The sequence below is a fragment of the Pseudomonas syringae group sp. 26L6 genome, assembly GCF_032587815.1.
Lineage (GTDB): Bacteria > Pseudomonadota > Gammaproteobacteria > Pseudomonadales > Pseudomonadaceae > Aquipseudomonas > Aquipseudomonas amygdali.
The window spans coordinates 179,940-197,022 of the sequence record NZ_JAWHPJ010000020.1; the positions used below are offsets into that span (position 1 = coordinate 179,940).

A 17,083-nucleotide genomic window follows, 5' to 3' on the forward strand; every position below is an offset into this window, starting at 1 on the left:
GTGCTTTTTTGAATCTATTGAAACGACACGCCTTAGCCAAAACAAAAGTTCCCCGGCATAATCCATCGCCAACGCCTGATGCGGTCAATAGCTGATCGAACAGGGTTTGTACAAAAATCAATCAAACCACCATTTTCGTACACACCTTGGGGGACTTCGTACAGTGAAGCGGATGGCAACTATCCTTGCGCCCTGTACGAACCATAACGCCAAAGGTCCATAACCCAAAAACTGGCTGTCGGATATTAAACGCGAGTTGCTGACAAAAGCCTTGAGAAATCATTCATGAATAAGCTGTGTTTATTAGGTTTGCTGGTCGGGATGGCCAGTCAGTCGGTGATGGCCCAAAGCGCCGCCGTCACGGACAATACAACGCTTCAAGCCAAGAATGCCTTCATCGGCAAACTCATGAAACAAATGACCCTGGACGAAAAGATCGGCCAGTTGCGTTTGATCAGCATCAGCGCCGACATGCCACAGCCGCAAATTCTCAAGGAAATTGCTGCCGGAAGAATCGGCGGCACGTTCAACTCTATTACCCGTTCGGAAAATCGTCCGCTGCAGGAAGCTGCTGTTGCCAAAAGCCGTCTGAAAATTCCGATGTTTTTTGCCTACGACGTGGTTCACGGTCATCGTACGATTTTCCCGATCAGCCTGGGCATGGCCGCCAGCTGGGACATGGACGCCGTCGCACTGATGGGCCGGGTCTCGGCTAAAGAGGCAAGTGCTGACAGTATCGACATGACATTCGCGCCCATGGTCGATATTTCCCGCGATCCACGCTGGGGCCGCAGCTCCGAAGGCTTTGGCGAGGACACCTACCTGGTGTCACGCATTTCCGATGTGATGGTCCGGTCTTTCCAGGGCAAGAACATCGCAGCCAATGACAGCATCATGGCCGCCGTCAAGCACTTCGCTCTGTATGGCGCGGTCGAAGGCGGACGCGACTACAACACCGTGGACATGAGCATGACGCGCATGTATCAGGACTACCTGCCGCCCTACAAGGCTGGTATCGATGCAGGGGCTGGCGGCGTGATGGTTGCGCTCAACTCGATCAATGGTGTCCCGTCGACCGCCAACAAATGGCTGATGCAGGATCTGCTGCGCAAGGACTGGGGCTTCAAGGGCGTGACCATCAGCGACCATGGCGCGATCAAGGAACTGATCGACCACGGCGTGGCCAAGGACTTTCGCGAGGCCGCCAAGCTGGCGATCAAGGCTGGTGTCGATCTGAGCATGAACGACATGGCCTATGGCGAGCAGTTGCCCGGACTGGTCAAGGACGGCGAGGTTTCCATGAAGGAAATCGACAGCGCCGTGCGTGAAGTACTGGGGGCAAAATACGACATGGGCCTGTTCGCCGCTCCTTACGGTCGAATCGGCGTCGCTGCCGATGACCCGGCAGACACCTATTCCGACGACCGCCTGCACCGTGCCGAGGCTCGCGATGTTGCGCGCAAGACACTGGTGCTGCTGAAGAACCAGAACGAAACGCTGCCGTTGAAGAAACAAGGCACCATCGCGGTTATTGGTGGATTGGCTCAAAGCCACCTCGACATGCTCGGCAGCTGGTCGGCAGCGGGCCGTGCCAATCAGTCGGTCACTGTCTATGAAGGGCTGGCCAACGCGGTCGGCGACAAGGCCAAACTGGTTTACGCCCGTGGTGCCAACGTCAGTGACAACGAGCACATCCTCAACTATCTGAACTTCATCGAGAAGGAAGTCGAGGTCGACCCGCGTCCCGCGCAGGAAATGATCGACGAAGCGGTCAAGGTCGCCGAGCAGGCTGATGTGATTGTTGCCGTGGTAGGCGAGTCGCGCGGTATGTCCCATGAGTCGGCCAGCCGCAGCAGCCTGAACATTCCGGGCAAGCAGCGTGACCTGATCAAGGCACTCAAGGCCACGGGTAAACCACTGGTGCTGGTGTTGATGAATGGCCGTCCCCTGGTACTGGTCGACGAGCAGGAACAGGCCGATGCCATGCTCGAAACCTGGTTCCCGGGCACCGAAGGTGGTAACGCGGTGGCGGATGTACTGTTCGGCGACTACAACCCGTCGGGCAAGCTGGCCATGTCGTTCCCGCGCTCGATCGGTCAACTGCCGGTCTACTATGCACACTTGAATACCGGCCGTCCGTATCATGAAGACAAGCCGGGCAACTATACCTCGCACTATTTCGAGGAGCCCAATGGCCCGCTGTTTCCGTTCGGTTACGGTCTGAGCTATACGCAGTTCGACGTCTCGGACATCAAGCTTTCTGACGCCAGCATGACGCGCAAAGGCAAGCTCACTGCCAGCGTAACCGTGAAAAACACCGGCAAGGTTGCAGGCGCGACCGTGGTGCAGTTGTATATGCATGATGTGGCTGCGTCGATCAGTCGCCCGGTGAAAGAACTGAAGAACTTCGAAAAAGTGATGCTTGAGCCTGGCGAGGAAAAAGTCGTTAACTTCACGCTCAGTGAAAACGACCTCAAGTTCTACAATAGCGAGCTCAAATACGCTGCGGAACCTGGTGAATTCAAGGTCATGATCGGCCTGGACTCGCAGACCGTGAAAGAAGCGTCCTTCAATCTGTTGTAACGCTCGTCCATGGCGCGTTCGCAGGCATTGATCTGCAAACGCGCCAGCGGAGTCCGATCAGGCCGCAACATGACGCTAAAGCATCGTTACTGGCGCATTACCCTGTACATGCTGCTGATTATGGCCGGTGCGGTGCTGTGCGCCGGGCTTGCGATGCATCAGGCCCAGCGTCACGCGCTATCAGAAGATGCGGTGCGTGCCGAAGGGCAACTGGCACTGTATGCCAATACCCTGCATACCCTGATCGAACGTTATCGCGCCCTGCCCTCTGTTCTGGCACTGGACCCGGAGATACGTGCGGCGTTGAGCGGTCCGGTAGCCGCTGACGTGCAGAACGCGCTCAATCTCAAGCTGGAAAAAATCAACAATACGGCGCATTCATCGACGCTTGAATTGCTCGACCTGCACGGTCTGGCAATCAGCGCGAGCAATTGGCGCGCACCCAACAGCTATGTCGGCCACAACTACGGCTTTCGCCCCTACTTTCTGCAAACACGGGCTCAGGGGACCGGGCGCTTTTACGCGGTCGGTGTGACCACCGGAATCCCTGGGTACTTCTTGTCCAGTGCGGTGGTGAACGATACGGGTGCCTTCATCGGTGCGATGGTCGTGAAGCTGGAGTTTCCAGACCTTGAGCAGGAGTGGGGCCAAGGTGACGACCTGCTATTGGTCAGCGACGAAAAAGGCATCGTTTTCATTGCCAATCAATCGGGCTGGCGCTATCGGGAACTGCTGCCTATTTCTGTAGAGGACCGTGCCGACCTGCTGCGCACTCGCCAATACGACAAGAAGGTACTTTCCCCGCTGCGCAGTCGGGTCATGGACAGCTTCGGCGAAAACAGTCATTTGAGCCGTGTAGAAGGCCCGGATGGCACCACGGATTATCTCTGGCAGTCGCTGCCGCTGCCCGATGAAAACTGGACCTTGCACCTGTTGCGCAAGCCACCTACGTCCAGCGAGGACATTCGCAATGCGGGCCTCGCCGCAGCGGGTATCTGGCTGGCACTGGTATTTCTGGGGCTGTTTCTCTATCAGCGCTGGCGACTGGCGCGATTACGGGAGCGCAACCGGGACGAACTGGAGCGTCTGGTGCAAGAGCGCACCCGTGATCTGCAAACCGCGCAGGACGGTCTGGTGCAGTCGGCCAAACTGGCGGCACTGGGGCAGATGTCGGCAGCGCTGGCCCACGAAATCAACCAGCCCCTGACTGCCCAGCGCATGCAACTGGCGACCGTGCGACTGCTGCTGGATCAGGGCCGAATCGATGAAGCCTGCAAAGCGCTGGTTCCAGTCGATCAACAGCTGACACGTATGGCCGCCTTGACCAGCCACCTGAAGACCTTTGCCCGCAAGAGCCCCAGCGGTTTGCGCGAAAGACTGGACCTGGCCACGGTGGTCGATCAGGCCTTGCTGTTGCTCGACCCGCGCCTGCGCGAGGAGCACATCGACTGCGTGCTGCATCTGTCACGTCCCGCCTGGGTGCGTGGCGATGCCATACGTCTGGAGCAGGTGCTGATAAACCTGCTGCGCAATGCGCTCGATGCCATGCGCGAGTGCCCGTCCAGACGCCTTGAAGTGCGTATCGACGCCATCGACAAACAATGGCGGCTCAGCGTCAAAGACAACGGAACGGGGATCGCCGAAGAAAACCTGGCCAGTATTTTCGATCCGTTTTTTACCACCAAACCTGTGGGCGATGGTCTGGGCCTTGGTCTGGCCGTGTCCTACGCCATCATTCACGAACTGGGCGGGCAACTGACGGCGCAAAATCATGCCGAAGGTGCTGTGTTCTGGTTCAGCCTGCCCAATGACTTTCTGGAGACCTGACCCGACATGTTGAACGCGGTCATCGTGGTAGACGACGAGGCTCCCATTCGGCAAGCCGTCGAGCAATGGCTGACGCTGTCGGGGTTTGAGGTGCAAGTCTTCGCCCGTGCTGAGGAATGCCTGGCACAACTGCCGGAGCATTTCCCCGGTGTGGTGCTGACCGACGTACGCATGCCGGGCATGAGTGGTCTGGAACTGCTAAGCCGCCTGCAAGGCATGGACCCGGACCTGCCGGTCATCCTGCTGACCGGCCATGGTGATGTGCCAATGGCTGTAGAGGCGATGCGCGAAGGTGCCTATGATTTTCTGGAAAAGCCCTTCAGCCCGGAAACGCTGATCAGCAACCTGCGGCGCGCGCTGGAGAAACGCCAACTGGTGCTGGAAAACCGCCGTCTGCATGAACAGGCCGATGCCAGAACCCGACTGGACGCCACGCTGCTCGGCGTGTCGCCCAGCCTGCAGACCTTACGCCGTCAGGTGCTTGAGCTCGCGCAGCTGCCGGTCAATGTAATCATTCGGGGGGAAACCGGCAGCGGTAAGGAATTGGTCGCTCGCTGCCTGCACGACTTCGGGCCGCGCGCCGGCAAACCTTTTGTCGCGCTTAATTGCGCGGCCATCCCGGAACATCTGTTCGAAGCCGAGTTGTTCGGGCACGAAAGCGGCGCGTTTACCGGTGCACAGGGCAAACGTATCGGCAGACTGGAGTATGCCGACGGCGGCACCGTGTTTCTTGACGAAATAGAGAGCATGCCCATGGCGCAACAGGTCAAGCTGCTACGCGTTCTGCAAGACAAGCGCCTTGAACGGTTGGGCTCGAATCAGAGTATCGACGTCAACTTGCGGATCGTTGCTGCGACCAAACCGGACCTGCTTGAAGAGGCCCGCGCCGGGCGCTTCCGTGAAGATCTGGCCTATCGCCTGAACGTTGCCGAGCTGCGCCTGCCGCCGTTGCGCGAACGCCTTGAAGACATCGCGCAACTGTTCAGCCACTTCGCCCGAGCCGCCGCCGAGCGTATGGGCCGCGAATCGCCTGCCCTGAGCGCCGCACGCCTGAGTCAGTTGCTCAGCCATGACTGGCCTGGCAACGTACGCGAGCTGGCCAATGCGGCTGAGCGGCAGGCGCTGGGCCTGGAACTCACCTCGCCGCAGCCCGATACTCAATTGCAGGGACACTCTCTGGCAGCACGCCAGGAAGCCTTCGAAGCACAATGCCTGCGCGCTTCGCTGGCCCGTCACAAAGGTGATATCAAGGCTGTGCTCAACGAGCTGCAACTGCCGCGACGGACGCTGAACGAGAAAATGCAGCGCCATGCTCTGGTACGGGAAATGTTCCTGAGCTAGTGGCTACGGACATCCGGTATGGCTTCTTCTGGCGATAACCGAACATTTCCCACGCTGCCGGGTCTGCATACTGTCCCGGCTATGTAAGGCCGTGATGGCTGGATAGTTTTAAGGCATAATGACATCATTCCCGCCTGGCTATTCAAGCTCACATTGGCAGTCCGAAAGTTGGGGCATTTTCTACCGTGAATACTCCCCTCGACCTCCCACTGGGAGGCGGCGATATGGGCCGGCTTATCCGAGAGACAGACTGGTCGACGTCTGCACTGGGACCAAAGCAAGCATGGCCTGCAGCGTTACTGTCATCAATGAACCTGATGCTCAGTTGCCCTGACAGCATGTACCTGCTTTGGGGGGCGGACTTTGTCCTGTTCTTCAATGACGCCTATTCCCAGGTTTTGCCCGTTGCAGCAGAGCAGGCACAAGGACAACCCATTGCCTCGGTGTGGGGTGATGCCTGGGAGGCCGTGCGCCCGCTGGCTGAGCAGGCGCTTGGTGGAAACAGCCGCCGGTCTGACGATATTCAGCGCACCATCGTGCGCAACGGCAGGCCCGAGCAAACCTGGTGGTCGCTTTCCTATTCGCCGCTCTACGGCGATAACGGCCTGATCGAGGGCGTGTTCTGCCGGGTCAATGAAACCACCTCCCAAGTCATTGCCCAGGTCCGGCAAAATGAAAACGAAGCGTTTACCGACCGTGTTCTGTCGAGCATCAATGATTGCATCAAGGTGCTGGACCTCGATTCGCGCCTGACCTTCATGAGCGAAGGCGGCCAGCAGATCATGGAAGTCAGCGATTTCAATGCGATTCGCGGCTGCCCCTGGCCCGATTTCTGGCAGGACCAAGGCAATCTGGACGCCATCGCGGCTGTCGAAGCGGCCCGCGCGGGTCAGAACGCCAGTTTCATGGGATCGGCGAAAACTCTGACGGGCACAGCCAAGTGGTGGCATGTGCAAGTCAGCCCGATTTTCGGCAAGGACGGCAAGCCGGAGAAAATCCTGTGTGTGTCCCGTGACATGACCCAGCTCCGAGACGCTGAACAAGCGCTGATGTCTCTCAACGAAACGCTCGAGCAGCGCGTGATTGAGCGCACCCGTGACCGTGATCGCATCTGGCGCCTGTCGACTGACCTGATGCTGGTGGCGCAGTTCGACGGCATTATCTCGGCAGTCAATCCGGCCTGGACTCAAGCTCTCGGCTGGTCGGCAGAACAACTGCTCGACAGCCAGTTCCTGGGGCTGGTGCACCCCGAAGACGTGGACAGTACGCTGGCCGCCATGAGCGGACTGGAAAACGGCCAGACCATTCCTCACTTCAAGAATCGCTATCGCCATCTGGATGGTTCGTACCGGACCATGTCGTGGACTGCCGTACCGGACAAACAATTCATCCATGCCGTCGGCCGTGACATTCAGGCCGAAGAAGAAGCCAATGAAGCGTTGCGGCTGTCCCAGGACGCCTTGCATCAAGCGCAGAAACTGGAGGCTATCGGCCAACTCACTGGCGGTGTGGCGCACGACTTCAATAACCTGTTGACGGTGATCCGCTCCTGCAGCGACCTGTTGAAGGCACCTAACCTTGAAGAGCATCGCCGTGTGAAGTACGTCGAGGCGATTTCCAGTACGGTAGACCGGGCGGCTCGCTTGACCGGTCAGTTGCTGGCCTTTGCCCGCCGTCAGGCCTTGCAGCCGGAAGTGTTCGATGTCTGCAAGAGCGTAGCGCGTATTGGCGAGATGATGGATACGCTCACCGGCGCACGCATTCAGGTGAACATCGACCTGCCTGCCGAGCCGTGCTTTATCTTCGCCGATGGCAGCCAGTTCGACACTGCGCTGGTCAACATGGTGGTTAACGCCCGCGATGCAATGTCGGGCGCAGGCCGACTCAGCATAAAAGTTGAATGCGCTGCCTGCCCCACTGCCGATCACCCCGCCTCACTCAGCGATGGCGATTATGTGACGGTGTCGCTGACCGATACCGGCGCGGGTATCGCCAAAGAAAAACTGGGCCTGATCTTTGAACCGTTCTACACCACCAAAAGCGTGGGACAGGGTACAGGGCTGGGGTTGTCGCAGGTATTCGGCTTCGCCAAACAATCGGGCGGCGAAGTGCTGGTTGAAAGCGAACTGGGCAGAGGCAGCTGCTTCACGCTGTGCCTGCCGAGTGCAAAAAATCACGAAGTCGTCGCGCAAGACAAGCATTGCGCGCCCATCGCGTTGCCCGGTCTGTGCGTTTTGATGGTCGAGGACAATCAGGACATCGGCACTTTTACCCGACCGATGCTTGAGCAGCTTGGCTTTCAGGTGCTATGGGTCAAAAGTGCCGCCGAGGCGCTGCATGAATTGTCCGGTAACCCGGAAAACTTTCATGTGGTGTTCTCGGATATCGCGATGCCCGGCATGAGCGGGCTGGAACTGTATGCCGAAATCGAGGCGCGTTACCCCTGGATGCCGGTCGTCCTCACCACCGGTTACAGCACTGAATTTGCGACGATCGCCAAGGACGAGGCACACCGCTTCGACCTGTTGCAAAAGCCCTATGCCAGAGAAGATCTGGCGGCGATCCTGCACAGGGCGGTGAGCCGCACCGGGGAACAATAATCCCGCAAAGGCATCCTGAGGCAGGACGCAACCAGGTATTCCCGACGCATAAAACGAAGACAACACCGGTTGCCTTGATTCAGAATCACGCAAAACATTGCAACAATCCTTGAGCAGGGAGCATTTTTGAGATGATCGTCGGTATTGATCTGGGCACCACCAACAGCCTGGTGGCTGTCTGGCGCGACGGCAGCAGCGAGCTGGTTACCAATGCGTTGGGAGAGACGCTGACTCCAAGCGTTGTCGGACTGGACGACGAAGGGCAGATTCTGGTCGGCAAGGCGGCGCGCGAACGTCTGCAAACTCACCCGGAAAAAACCACGGCGCTATTCAAACGTTATATGGGCAGCGCTCAGGAGATTCGCCTGGGATCTGCCACCTATCGTCCGGAAGAGTTGTCCTCGCTGGTACTCAAGAGTCTTAAAGCCGACGTCGAGCGCGCGTTTGGCGAGCCTGTCACCGAGGCGGTGATCAGCGTTCCGGCGTACTTCAGTGACGCTCAGCGTAAAGCGACGCGCATTGCCGGTGAGCTGGCCGGCCTCAAGGTCGAGAAGCTCATCAACGAGCCGACAGCAGCAGCCCTGGCCTATGGACTTCATCAGAAGGAAGGCGAAACCTCGTTTCTGGTCTTCGACCTGGGTGGCGGCACGTTCGACATCTCGATCCTCGAACTCTTCGACGGCGTGATGGAAGTGCGTGCCAGCGCGGGCGACAACTTTCTGGGGGGTGAAGATTTTGACCGCCTGCTGGTCGAGCACTTTCTGACCCTGCACCGAGATGAGCAGGACTTCCCCGGCAAGCAACTCGTAACGCCTTCGCTACGACGTGAAGCCGAGCGCGTGCGCAAGGCGCTGGGCCAGGAAAACAGTGTCGATTTCGTGCTGCGCCATGCCGACCGCGAATGGCGCAAGACAATCACGCAAGAGCAGATGAATGATCTGTTTGCGCCTCTGCTGGCCCGCCTGCGCGCGCCTATCGAGCGAGCCTTGCGCGATGCGAAAATTCGCGTCGCAGATCTGGACGAAATCCTGCTGGTGGGCGGCACTACACGTATGCCGCTGATCCGCAAACTGGCCGCGGGGATGTTCGGCCGTTTTCCGGCCATCACACTCAACCCGGATGAGGTTGTCGCGCAGGGTGCTGCAATTCAGGCAGCACTCAAGCAGCGCGATGCGGCGCTGGAAGAAGTCGTTTTGACCGACGTGTGCCCCTACACCCTGGGTATCGAAACCACACAATACGTGTTCAACGGCTATCAGTCCGGGCATTACCTTCCGATCATCGAGCGCAACAGCGTGGTACCGGTCAGCCGGGTGCGTACCGTAAACACGGTTGCCGATAATCAGGAGCACGTTCTGCTGCGGATCTTTCAAGGTGAAAGCCGCCTGGTCAAAGACAACATCGCGCTGGGCGAGCTGAATATTCCCGTGCCGAAAGCCAAGGCTGGCGAGGTCGAACTGGACGTGCGTTTCACATACGACAACAACGGCCTGCTGGAGGCCGACGTGCGGATCCAGATGACCGGCGAAAATCACAAGCTGGTTATCGAGAACAACCCCGGAGTCATGACACCCGCCGAAATCCGTGAACGACTCAAGGTGCTGGAAGCACTCAAGGTTCATCCTCGCGAACAACAGGTCAACACTCACCTGACAGCACGTCTGGAACGGCTCTATCAGGAGTATCTGGGCGAGGCACGTGAAACCATCGGAGTCTGGGCTGCACAATTCCAGCGCGTGCTGGAAACCCAGGATGACCGGCAGATCAATGAACTGCGCAAACAGCTTGAACAGGAAGCAGACCGTTTCGAACGAGGTGAATGGTGACGGCAATGGATTGCTGGAGCGTACTGGATCTGGGCCATGATGCCGACGAGCGCAGCATCAAGCGCCAATACGCCAGGCTGTTGAAAACCACGCGTCCCGACGACGACCCGGCTGCCTTTCAGGCGCTGCGCGATGCTTACGAGCAGGCGCTGGACTGGGCAAGAAATCGTGCCGAAGACGATGATGAGGGCAGTGAAGTCTGGTCAACTGCTGGCCAGCCCCTCGAATCGCTGCCCCTTGATGAGCCTGTGCTGGTAGTCCGACCGGACCATCGACAGGTACACCCGGCATTCGACATGGCCGAGCCTCCTGCACGCCCGGCAGTAGAGTTGAGCTGGTATGAGCAAGCCAGTCAGACCACACCGGAAAACCTGCACTCACAACGTCAGATAGCCCAGGATCAAGGCTGCGATGAGCTCTTCCAGCAACATCTGGCCCGGCGTTGCCTGCTGGACCCGGAGGACAATCAGGCGCTGATCAAGGCCGCCGTCGAACAGTTGCATTGGCTGACACCCTGGCAAAAAGTACAGCTCAGGACTCATCAGGCGCATCGGCTGACTCAGGCACTGCTGGACAGCTCGCTTGAGTCATTTCATGCCATGCTCGAAAACAACGAGGAACGTGCCTTTCTCGATACGCTCAAGGCACTCCGGCAGCAGCCATGGCTGACATCATTTGATCGCCAGGAGCAACTTGAACAGTGGACCATGACACTGCTGCTCAACAACCATGACTGGTCCCCTGCCCTGTTCGAACGCGTGAGCAGCCTTTTTGCCTGGGATCAGAAACATGACGTGTATGCAGGGCCGCTTTCCCTGTGGATGAATCTGGTCCAGCGTTGTGAAAAGAAGGCATTCGTCGCACGTCAGCAGAAACTGCTCGAAGCCTCACAAGACAGTCCCGAGGCCACGGCTGCGCGTCTTCTTCTGCAACCACCCCCCCTGGATGAAAGGCTGCGACTGGCAAGGCACGGTAATCAAGAGCTGTGGCAAGCCTGCGAAAAACTGGCGTCCGACCTCACTCACCGATTCCCGGATGCCATACAAGAATTCCCGGACGCCGACGTACAATCCTGGCGTAAATTGCCTGAGCAGGTGTCATCCAATTTCAATCTCAGGGCCTATTTTTTCGGCGTATTGACGATCTTCACGACGGCATCACTGGACCCTTCCGGCAGCAACGCCACCTGGTACGAAATAGCTGGCCTTGCGCTTACCGCGCCGATTTTCCTCTTGCTTGTCATCCATATATTCATGTCGTTCTGGCGCCCTTTCGCTGAGCGTATCAAGCCGGTGGATACGCGCTGGAGTGCGCGCTTGCTGCCCGATTACCTGAGCTGGCCCGGTTATCAGGCGCTGGCGCTGCGCCACGGTATTCCGATCGTCACGCTAGGCTATATCTGTGTACAGAAAGGGCCCGTACTGGCAGCGCTGTATGGCGCTGTCCTGCTGCTATGGATCGTGCTGTCGCCCTACCGGATTTCAGGTTTTCAGGATGCCATTTCCGTCAGGACCGGAGGCTGGGATAGCGTAAAAGCCTTCTGCGTCAGAAATACCTTCAAGGCAATCATGATCGTTCTGGGTCTGATGCTCGCTTTCGTCGTGGGCGTGATTGTGTTCGGGCCGGCACGCGGTCACTAACCTCGCTTGAGCACCCATCGGCAAGAATCCGCTTATCTATTTTGTACAGATAAGCGGATTCTTGCTCATCAAAATATCGCAACCGCTCTAGAACAAGCTCTCATGGTGTGGCACAGCTCCTGCTACGTCACAGGCAGGGCAGCTAATGCCTCCTTCCAAAAATAATGAAAAACAAGGAACACCATGGAAACTTCCAATCCCGCCTCCCGTGGGTCGGCTGCTACTGCTGCCGGCCAAAAAACCACTTCCAGCCGTTTAAAATCCATTTTCAGCGGCTCGGTCGGCAACATGGTCGAGTGGTACGACTGGTACGTCTACGCCGCTTTCTCGCTGTACTTCGCCAAAGCGTTCTTCCCCAAGGGCGACACCACCGCACAGTTGCTCAACACGGCCGCGATTTTTGCCGTCGGCTTTCTGATGCGGCCTATCGGTGGCTGGCTGATGGGGCTTTACGCTGACTACAAGGGGCGCAAGGCTGCGCTGATGGCATCGGTGCTGCTGATGTGTTTCGGCTCGCTGATCATTGCCCTGACCCCGGGCTATGAGAGCATCGGCGTCGGTGCCCCGATCCTGCTGGTGTTCGCCCGACTACTGCAGGGCCTGTCTGTCGGGGGTGAATACGGCACCTCGGCCACCTATCTCAGCGAAATGGCCACCAAGGAACGTCGCGGCTTCTTTTCCAGCTTCCAGTACGTCACGCTGATTTCCGGCCAACTCATCGCGCTGGGCGTGTTGATCGTGCTGCAGCAGACGCTGACCACCGAGCAACTGTATGCCTGGGGCTGGCGCATCCCGTTTGTCATCGGTGCCCTGTGTGCAGTCGTCGCGCTGTTTCTGCGTCGTGGCATGGAAGAAACCGAGTCGTTCACCCGCAAGAAAAAGGAAAAGGCCAAGGAAAGCCTGATGCGCACATTGATGCGTCATCCCAAGGAACTGATGACCGTAGTCGGCCTGACGATGGGCGGGACCCTGGCTTTCTATACCTACACCACGTACATGCAGAAGTATCTGGTCAACACCGTCGGCATGAGCATCACCGACTCGACCTCGATATCAGCCGCGACGCTGTTTCTGTTCATGCTGTTGCAGCCGGTGATTGGCGCCCTGTCCGACAAGGTCGGGCGGCGTCCGATCCTGATTGCGTTTGGCGTACTGGGAACGCTGTGTACCGTACCGATCCTGACCACGCTGCATACCATTCAAACCTGGTGGGGCGCTTTCTTCCTGATCATGGCGGCGCTGATCATCGTCAGCGGTTACACCTCGATCAACGCAGTGGTCAAGGCCGAGCTGTTTCCGACCGAGATCCGTGCGCTGGGTGTCGGCCTGCCATACGCACTGACGGTGTCGATTTTCGGTGGTACTGCGGAATACATCGCACTGTGGTTCAAGAGCATCGGTATGGAAACCGGCTACTACTGGTACGTAACCGCTTGCATCGCCTGTTCGCTGCTGGTGTATGTCTTCATGAAAGACACGCGCAAACATTCGCGGATCGAGACAGATTGATCACCCTTCATTAACCCGCTTGAATGGCATGCCAACGCCTGAGTTGGCGTGCCGTTTCCACACCCGTGTGAGGAGCATCAATATCGGTTACATCGATACAACCGCCATGAATGCCCCCTGGAGCGACATGAGCACTTGCTACAAAGTGTTTCAATACAGTGCACACTTTCGAGATCAACCAGCGATAAGACATTGAAAAAATTATACTTCCAGATTGTCAAGAGGCTTTATTACAAGATTTTTCAAAATATGCACTTCAATAACGCAATATCGCCCACAAGGCCCGAAATCAGAGCATCACAGCCAACTATCATTTTCAGCGATGGTCGCTAGCAATCCGATTAACTTCTTAATAATCCGCTGGCGCGTAGCATTGCCTCCATACCGGGATGACAACTCACCCGACACTCATTGGAGGCATCATCATGAAAACGACTAAATTGATCTTCGGCCTGGCTTTCTCTGTTCTGGCTTCAAGCGCCTTTGCACTTCCAGTCACAACTGTTCAAAGCGATATGTCCCGCTCGACCATCGTTGCTGAAGGCGGCACCAAACACACTAACGTCGGTTCAATTCGCGTAGCTGCTGATGGCGCAGACCGTGTCGGTCCAAATCGTCAGGCTGCCGATGGTGCAGACCACGTCGGTGCCAACCGTCTGGCCTCTGATGGCGCGGACCGTGTCGGTGCAAACCGTCAGGCCGCCGATGGTGCAGACCACGTCGGTGCCAACCGCCTGGCCGCTGATGGCGCAGACCACGTCGGTGCCAATCGTCTGGGCTGATAGCCCACGCAACACCCCAAGCCCGGCCGATGTCGGGCTTCTTCATGTCTGGCCCAGGCTGAAATACACGCTACTCTGGCATCCTCTGCAAATGCGCAGCACTATGTCCGCACCCTATAGAGCCCATCAGGAATCAAGCATGTCAGACGCTATTCACTCCTACGAGCCGTCCAAGGGCCACGGCCTGCCGCATGACCCGTTCAACGCGATTGTAGGCCCACGCCCGATCGGCTGGATTTCATCGCAGGATGCCAACGGCAAATTGAATCTGGCACCCTACAGTTTCTTCAATGCCTTCAACTACGTGCCCCCCATCATTGGGTTCTGCAGCGTTGGTCGCAAGGACAGTCTGAATAACATCGAGCAGACCGGTGAGTTTGTCTGGAATCTTGCGACCCGCTCGCTGGCCGAAGCCATGAACCAGAGCTGTGCCCCGGTAGCGCAGGATGTCAGCGAGTTCGAACTGGCCAACCTCACGCCGCTGGCCTCTCATATCGTCTCGGTCCCACGCGTGCTTGAGACGCCGGTGTCGTTTGAATGCAAAGTCACGCAGATCATTCAATTGCAACGCGCCGACCAGGAACTGGTGCCCAGCTGGCTGATTCTGGGCGAAGTGGTAGCCGTACACATCGAGAAATCCCTGCTCAAGGACGGTGTTTATGACACCGCGGCCGCCGAGCCGATCCTGCGTGGCGGCGGTCCTGCAGATTACTTCCAGCTTGGGCCGGAAGCGCTGTTCAAGATGTTTCGCCCAGGCGCCTGATCAGGAATCGCCCCATACAGGCTCGCCCTCGGCATCAATGTCGATCAGCCGCTGCAGCTCCTGCACAGCGGCCAGGTCGGCATCATCGGCGGTCTTGAATTTCTGGTCCGGCAGCAGCGCATGAAAGCGCGGCGCTCCGCCTGCACCCAGCGCCTTGATGGCAATTGCCGCGTTGTACCCCTGCTCGGCAGGCATGACTGCCGACACCACTTCAAACCCGTTGTATTCCTTGCGTGCCATGCGTATGGACCCTGCTCATAAATCAAAGCGCGAATTCTAACGCGTCTTCCAGGGCATTCGTCACGCAGCAACCGCAGATGATGACTACCGACGCAAACTCCAACCTTGTCCTACACTTTAATCAGTTCTTTCAAACTGCTCTGTAGCCGAGGTAAGGAGTGCGTCATGAAAGTCAGAACAAGAAAATGCATGGTTGTCGTCGGTGCTATAGCGGTCCTGGCGGTATACACCGCAGGGGCCTATCGTAACGAGCTGGCTCGTCAGGCCCCACAGGTCGCCAGTTGCACGTTTGGCCATTGCGTGCCGACCGACGCAACCTTCAGCGCCTTGCGATGACGCTTGTGTAGCGTGAATTGCGTCATCGTTCAGCAAAGGCAGCTATCGATTAGCAAGCTATCGGATTAGACTGGTCAGACTCTCCCGCCTCACTTGCGGCGGGTCAACACTGCCATCAGGTTTTGCCTTGACCAGTCTTACTCAAACGCCTCCGGCCATTCGCAGCATTCTGTTCGCGTTGATGATGGCGGTATTGCTCAGCGCTCTGGATCAGACCATCGTTGCTGTTTCGATGCCTGCCATTTCCGCCCAGTTCAGGGACATCGATCTGCTGGCGTGGGTCATTTCCGCGTATATGGTTTCACTGACCGTTGCAGTGCCGATCTACGGCAAGCTGGGCGATCTTTACGGACGGCGTAAACTGATGCTGTTCGGCTTGGGGCTTTTCACCCTCGCCTCGCTGTTCTGTGGCATGGCGCAGAGCATGGAACAACTGGTGCTGGCGCGCGTCCTTCAAGGCATCGGTGCAGGCGGTATGGTTTCGGTAAGCCAGGCAATCATCGCCGACATTGTTCCGCCTCGTGAGCGGGGCCGCTACCAAGGCTACTTCAGCAGCATGTACGCCGTGGCCAGCGTCGCGGGCCCGGTCTTGGGCGGCTTGATGACCGAATACCTGTCCTGGCGCTGGGTGTTCCTGATTAATCTGCCCTTGGGGGCAGCCGCGCTGATCGTCGCATATCGAACCCTGGTCGGCCTGCCAGTGCCGCAGCGCAAACCGATTATCGACTACCTGGGTACGGTGCTGATGATCATCGGCCTGACCGCGCTGCTGTTGGGAATTACCGAAATTGGTCAGGGGCATGGTCTGGGCGATTTCGAGGTTCAGTTGTTACTGGGCACCGCCCTGCTGACGCTGGGCATTTTCGTCTGGTACGAACGCCGCACCGCCGAACCCCTGTTGCCCATGCACCTGTTCACCAATAAAAGTGCCGTGCTTTGCTGGTGCACGGTGTTCTTTACCAGTTTTCAGGCTATTTCCCTGATTGTCCTGATGCCGTTGCGTTACCAGACCGTCACCGGTGGCGGTGCAGACAGTGCCGCCCTGCACCTGCTTCCGCTGGCGATCGGCATGCCGATGGGTGCCTATTTCGCCGGGCGACGCACCGCGCAAACCGGGCGCTACAAACCGCTTATTCTGACCGGGGCGTTGCTGATGCCCATCGCGATTCTGGGCATGGCCTTTACGCCTCCCCAATCGCTGATAGCGATGAGCCTGTTCATGGTCCTTACCGGCATCGCCACCGGCATGCAGTTCCCCACCTCATTGGTCGGCACCCAGAACTCGGTTCAACCAAGGGATATGGGCGTGGCCACCAGCACAACCAATCTGTTCCGCTCGCTGGGGGGTGCAGTAGGCGTGGCATTGATGTCGGCGCTGCTACTGGCTATGTTGCAGCATACCGGTGTCGGCCTGCCCGGCTCGGGAGCGCTGGGTGGCGAAGGCAGCTCCGGTAATGTCCTGCTCGACAGCCTTAATGCAGCAACCGGACCGGCACTGGAAACACTGCGAGCCGAACTGGCGCTGACCTTCAGAAACCTGCTGATCACCAGTGCGGCCATTTCGCTGCTCGGCCTTGCCGCAGCCGTAGCAATGCCCAATACGCTATTGCGAGGCCGGGATTAGCTCGACGCGCTG

General features: G+C 58.0%; 12 protein-coding genes. 11 read left to right on the forward strand and 1 reads right to left on the reverse strand.

The genetic code is table 11. The annotated features are described in order from the left end of the window. Positions 1–285 precede the first annotated feature (285 nt). The 9 genes from bglX to RYA97_RS11790 all read left to right on the forward strand — a co-directional run bounded on the left by bglX (position 286) and on the right by RYA97_RS11790 (position 14,871). Positions 286–2,583, forward strand: a complete 2,298-nt coding sequence (gene bglX, locus RYA97_RS11750) for a beta-glucosidase BglX (protein WP_117140155.1) — start codon at positions 286–288, stop codon at positions 2,581–2,583. Between the two features lie 69 nt (positions 2,584–2,652). Continuing rightward, entirely contained in the window at positions 2,653–4,410 is a 1,758-nt protein-coding gene (locus tag RYA97_RS11755; RefSeq protein WP_005745572.1) for an ATP-binding protein, read from the forward strand. A gap of 6 nt (positions 4,411–4,416) precedes the next feature. After that, positions 4,417–5,751, forward strand: a complete 1,335-nt coding sequence (locus tag RYA97_RS11760) for a sigma-54-dependent transcriptional regulator (RefSeq protein ID WP_057402913.1) — start codon at positions 4,417–4,419, stop codon at positions 5,749–5,751. Between the two features lie 224 nt (positions 5,752–5,975). Then, positions 5,976–8,351, forward strand: a complete 2,376-nt coding sequence (locus RYA97_RS11765) for a PAS domain-containing protein (RefSeq protein ID WP_117140154.1) — start codon at positions 5,976–5,978, stop codon at positions 8,349–8,351. A gap of 131 nt (positions 8,352–8,482) precedes the next feature. After that, complete coding sequence (locus RYA97_RS11770; RefSeq protein ID WP_005779084.1) at positions 8,483–10,177, forward strand: molecular chaperone HscC; 1,695 nt, start codon at positions 8,483–8,485, stop codon at positions 10,175–10,177. A gap of 5 nt (positions 10,178–10,182) precedes the next feature. Then, the gene (locus RYA97_RS11775) at positions 10,183–11,817 is read left to right on the forward strand and encodes a J domain-containing protein (RefSeq protein WP_162882961.1); all 1,635 of its coding nucleotides are present in this window, start codon (positions 10,183–10,185) and stop codon (positions 11,815–11,817) included. A 183-nt stretch (positions 11,818–12,000) separates the two neighbouring features. Beyond that, positions 12,001–13,326: an MFS transporter gene (locus tag RYA97_RS11780; RefSeq protein ID WP_002554952.1), complete on the forward strand. Its 1,326-nt coding sequence runs from the start codon at positions 12,001–12,003 to the stop codon at positions 13,324–13,326. 425 nt (positions 13,327–13,751) lie between these two features. Beyond that, positions 13,752–14,108, forward strand: a complete 357-nt coding sequence (locus RYA97_RS11785; RefSeq protein ID WP_005733483.1) for a hypothetical protein — start codon at positions 13,752–13,754, stop codon at positions 14,106–14,108. A gap of 139 nt (positions 14,109–14,247) precedes the next feature. Then, entirely contained in the window at positions 14,248–14,871 is a 624-nt protein-coding gene (locus RYA97_RS11790; protein WP_117140152.1) for a flavin reductase family protein, read from the forward strand. Here the strand turns inward: RYA97_RS11790 and RYA97_RS11795 are convergent, their stop codons facing one another. Next, entirely contained in the window at positions 14,872–15,111 is a 240-nt protein-coding gene (locus RYA97_RS11795; RefSeq protein WP_005745561.1) for a hypothetical protein, read from the reverse strand. It abuts the gene before it with no gap. 165 nt (positions 15,112–15,276) lie between these two features. Here RYA97_RS11795 and RYA97_RS11800 point away from each other — a divergent pair, with 165 nt between their 5' ends. Together RYA97_RS11800 and RYA97_RS11805 are read left to right on the forward strand one after the other, a co-directional pair. Further along, complete coding sequence (locus RYA97_RS11800; protein ID WP_162882962.1) at positions 15,277–15,447, forward strand: hypothetical protein; 171 nt, start codon at positions 15,277–15,279, stop codon at positions 15,445–15,447. Positions 15,448–15,574: 127 nt separating this feature from the next. Continuing rightward, entirely contained in the window at positions 15,575–17,071 is a 1,497-nt protein-coding gene (locus RYA97_RS11805) for an MDR family MFS transporter (RefSeq protein WP_005753843.1), read from the forward strand. Positions 17,072–17,083: the final 12 nt, after the last annotated feature.

Bases quoted from the DNA above. Each gene is read 5' to 3' on its own strand.
- RYA97_RS11775 (WP_162882961.1), top strand. From the start codon at position 10,183: ATGGATTGCTGGAGCGTACTGGATCTGGGCCATGATGCCGACGAGCGC.
- RYA97_RS11780 (WP_002554952.1), top strand. From the start codon at position 12,001: ATGGAAACTTCCAATCCCGCCTCCCGTGGGTCGGCTGCTACTGCTGCC.
- RYA97_RS11770 (WP_005779084.1), top strand. From the start codon at position 8,483: ATGATCGTCGGTATTGATCTGGGCACCACCAACAGCCTGGTGGCTGTC.
- RYA97_RS11760 (WP_057402913.1), top strand. From the start codon at position 4,417: ATGTTGAACGCGGTCATCGTGGTAGACGACGAGGCTCCCATTCGGCAA.
- RYA97_RS11755 (WP_005745572.1), top strand. From the start codon at position 2,653: ATGACGCTAAAGCATCGTTACTGGCGCATTACCCTGTACATGCTGCTG.
- RYA97_RS11765 (WP_117140154.1), top strand. From the start codon at position 5,976: ATGGGCCGGCTTATCCGAGAGACAGACTGGTCGACGTCTGCACTGGGA.
- RYA97_RS11795 (WP_005745561.1), bottom strand. From the start codon at position 15,111: ATGGCACGCAAGGAATACAACGGGTTTGAAGTGGTGTCGGCAGTCATG.
- RYA97_RS11790 (WP_117140152.1), top strand. From the start codon at position 14,248: ATGTCAGACGCTATTCACTCCTACGAGCCGTCCAAGGGCCACGGCCTG.
- RYA97_RS11785 (WP_005733483.1), top strand. From the start codon at position 13,752: ATGAAAACGACTAAATTGATCTTCGGCCTGGCTTTCTCTGTTCTGGCT.
- bglX (WP_117140155.1), top strand. From the start codon at position 286: ATGAATAAGCTGTGTTTATTAGGTTTGCTGGTCGGGATGGCCAGTCAG.
- RYA97_RS11800 (WP_162882962.1), top strand. From the start codon at position 15,277: ATGAAAGTCAGAACAAGAAAATGCATGGTTGTCGTCGGTGCTATAGCG.